The sequence below is a fragment of the Planktotalea arctica genome (assembly GCF_002105285.1).
Lineage (GTDB): Bacteria > Pseudomonadota > Alphaproteobacteria > Rhodobacterales > Rhodobacteraceae > Planktotalea > Planktotalea arctica.
The window spans coordinates 1-2,358 of the sequence record NZ_MUHR01000046.1 but is presented as its reverse complement, the minus strand read 5'-3'; the positions used below and the strand labels follow the sequence as shown (position 1 = coordinate 2,358).

Below are 2,358 nucleotides of genomic sequence, written 5' to 3'. Positions count from 1 at the left end.
CAGCTCGTCCAGTAATTCTTTGGAAATCGTCATTGTTGTCATGCTCCTTTGGTTTGGAAGCATGGGCCAAATTACTCATACACAGAAGATCGGACACTCTCATTTTTGAAACAGCGCTGTCCAGCTCACAGGCGTAATCACGGCTATCAAGGTCAGCATGTGAAGCTGGCACGTGCTCTTCAACAATATGCCACAACCGCACATCGTATTCGTTGGCGATCTGACAGGTTAGATGAAGCGCTGCGATGCATTTGTTGTATGTGTCTAAAGCATTGGTCATGGCGCTAACGCCTTGCTGGCTATAACCGTCTCTTCGAGTAAGTCGATCAAGTCGCGTGCGCTGCCTTGAAAGCTCTGCAGCATCTGCTCAACATCAGCTCTTGCGGGGGTTAGCCCCTCGGCTTCCAAGATAGCCTTTGCACGATCCACCCAATCAAGGTTGCTGGGCGGGTCTAGGTCAATCACGCGGAACCTGCTGAGCACGGCACCCATGATGCGGCTCTTGTGGTTCGTGGTGGCCACAAAGCGGATCAGATGACGCTTGGCATCCATGAACTCGCGGAACTTGGGCTGCACTGTGCGTAGGTCCATCTCATCAATCTCGTTGATGACGATTATGGCTTTGTCAGGATTGCCAAACATCTGATAGTTTACCTCAGACATGATCTTGGCGTCATAGTCTTTACCAAGGCTAGCAGCATTAAACTCCCACTGTATGTGCTGAACATTGTGATGCTCAAAGTAACTGTGAGCGATCACACGTGCCGCTTCTGTCTTGCCTGCACCTGGAGGCCCTGCGAGCAACAAAGGCTTGGCGGGTGGCAGCTCACAATATGAGCGAATAACACTGGCATTGAGCGGGTCCGCAATGACCAAATCGTCAAAGCTACGCGGTAGATGTTTAAGATCAAATGACATGCTCAGCTCCTTTGGATGCATGTAAATGGAGTGGGGCAAAATATGACTGCCCCACTCACCGTTAGATTTATCCATAGGTATGGGTTGCTGCGCCGTTTGTGCGCACTCCACCGCCAGACACGCTGACTTGTGCACCTGATCCAACGCGGATCATTTTGGACGCAAACTCACGCACATCACGTGCACGCTTGGTTGCCAGATCACCTGCGTCAAGCTTGGCGAGGCTTTCTTGAGCGCGTTCATCCAAGTCTTTGCCCGATGATACCAAGACAGCGTCAATGATGCCCGCTTCGTTGCACCCGTAAACAATCGTGCCTGTGCCGTTGTCATTGCAGCGCACGAGCGCAACCGCATAGTCTTCTTCGTAATCCGTGTTTGGCTGGATGAACGTTGGGAGGTCAAACGTGCTCACGCCCACTTGCACTTCCTGCAGACCCTCAAGCGCCAGCTTCTTAAAGTCCTCTTTGGACATAGTCGCAGATTTTGTAGATTTGGGCACACGGCGCACTTCTTCAATGCCACCACATTCTTGCACATAGCTGGTGAAGCTCTGATCTGGCCCCTTCATGTCGTGAGCGATGGCCACAACCCGTGCATAGGCTTCTTCACGGCGACCTTGTCCCGCAAACACATACCGGATCACTTTAAGAGCAAGGCTGGTGTTTGCTTGGGTTTTGATCTCAAGATCAGTTAAAAGAGCTGCAAACGCTCGGCGCTTGCCCACCTCCGCCTTTAGCTCCGCATACAGCGCGTAAACCCCTTCAAGAATTGCATAGAGCTCATCGTTGGCAGCACGCAGCGTGCCTTCTTCCCAAACGGCACGGGCTGCGTGCATTGCATCAAGGCGTTGGTGGATGTCAGTCTTAATTTGTGTCTGAACAGACATGGTATTTCCCTTCATCAATAATTGGGCCCTCTTGGACCTGCTTGTTTGCATCTGGGTTTTAAAGATTCTGGGCACTACAAGCTGCGCCGATCAATCTTCGATTTTTAAAACCATCAGATTGAGACTTTTATAATGGCTAAATCGAGCTAATTTTGACTCCTTAACTTTTTGAAGGAGACGGAGTCATGGTCAGTAATCAGGCCAATGAAAGCTCAGAAACACTGGTGTTTGAGACCACCCCACCCTACCTCAGTATGACATCAAAGAGCCGGTTTAAGGGACATCGTAATCAGCCCTATCCGGAAGCCCAACCTTATAAAGCCTCTATATATTATTGGTGGTGGGCGTTTTTGAAACGCAACAAGAACTATCAAATAACTTGTGCAAATGGCGGCAAGGGCCGCTTGTCTAAACTGTTGCGGGTTTCACTAATTCCCGGACACGGATTTCAGTAAATCCCGGACAGGCGTTTCAGTAATTACCGGACAGGTATTTCACTAATTCCCGGACAGCTCTGGGGAGACGTGTGCGCGGTTGGTCATTGCCTGCGCCGT

General features: G+C 50.5%; 4 protein-coding genes. 1 reads left to right on the top strand and 3 read right to left on the bottom strand.

Annotated features, from left to right (window positions below):
- The 3 genes from B9P63_RS19065 to B9P63_RS18805 form a co-directional block, all read right to left on the bottom strand.
- A partial coding sequence (locus B9P63_RS19065; protein WP_139816304.1) for a hypothetical protein occupies window positions 1–280 on the bottom strand: 280 nt, incomplete at its 3' end.
- Complete coding sequence (locus B9P63_RS18810; protein WP_176219212.1) at window positions 277–918, bottom strand: ATP-binding protein; 642 nt, start codon at window positions 916–918, stop codon at window positions 277–279. The genes B9P63_RS18810 and B9P63_RS19065, both read right to left, overlap by 4 nt.
- 67 nt (window positions 919–985) lie before the next feature.
- The gene (locus B9P63_RS18805) at window positions 986–1,804 is read right to left on the bottom strand and encodes a hypothetical protein (RefSeq protein WP_085311700.1); all 819 of its coding nucleotides are present in this window, start codon (window positions 1,802–1,804) and stop codon (window positions 986–988) included.
- Between the two features lie 185 nt (window positions 1,805–1,989).
- On the opposite strand from B9P63_RS18805, the gene B9P63_RS19060 reads away from it, so the two are divergent.
- Complete coding sequence (locus B9P63_RS19060) at window positions 1,990–2,259, top strand: hypothetical protein (RefSeq protein WP_139816303.1); 270 nt, start codon at window positions 1,990–1,992, stop codon at window positions 2,257–2,259.
- The last annotated feature ends 99 nt before the right edge of the window (window positions 2,260–2,358 follow it).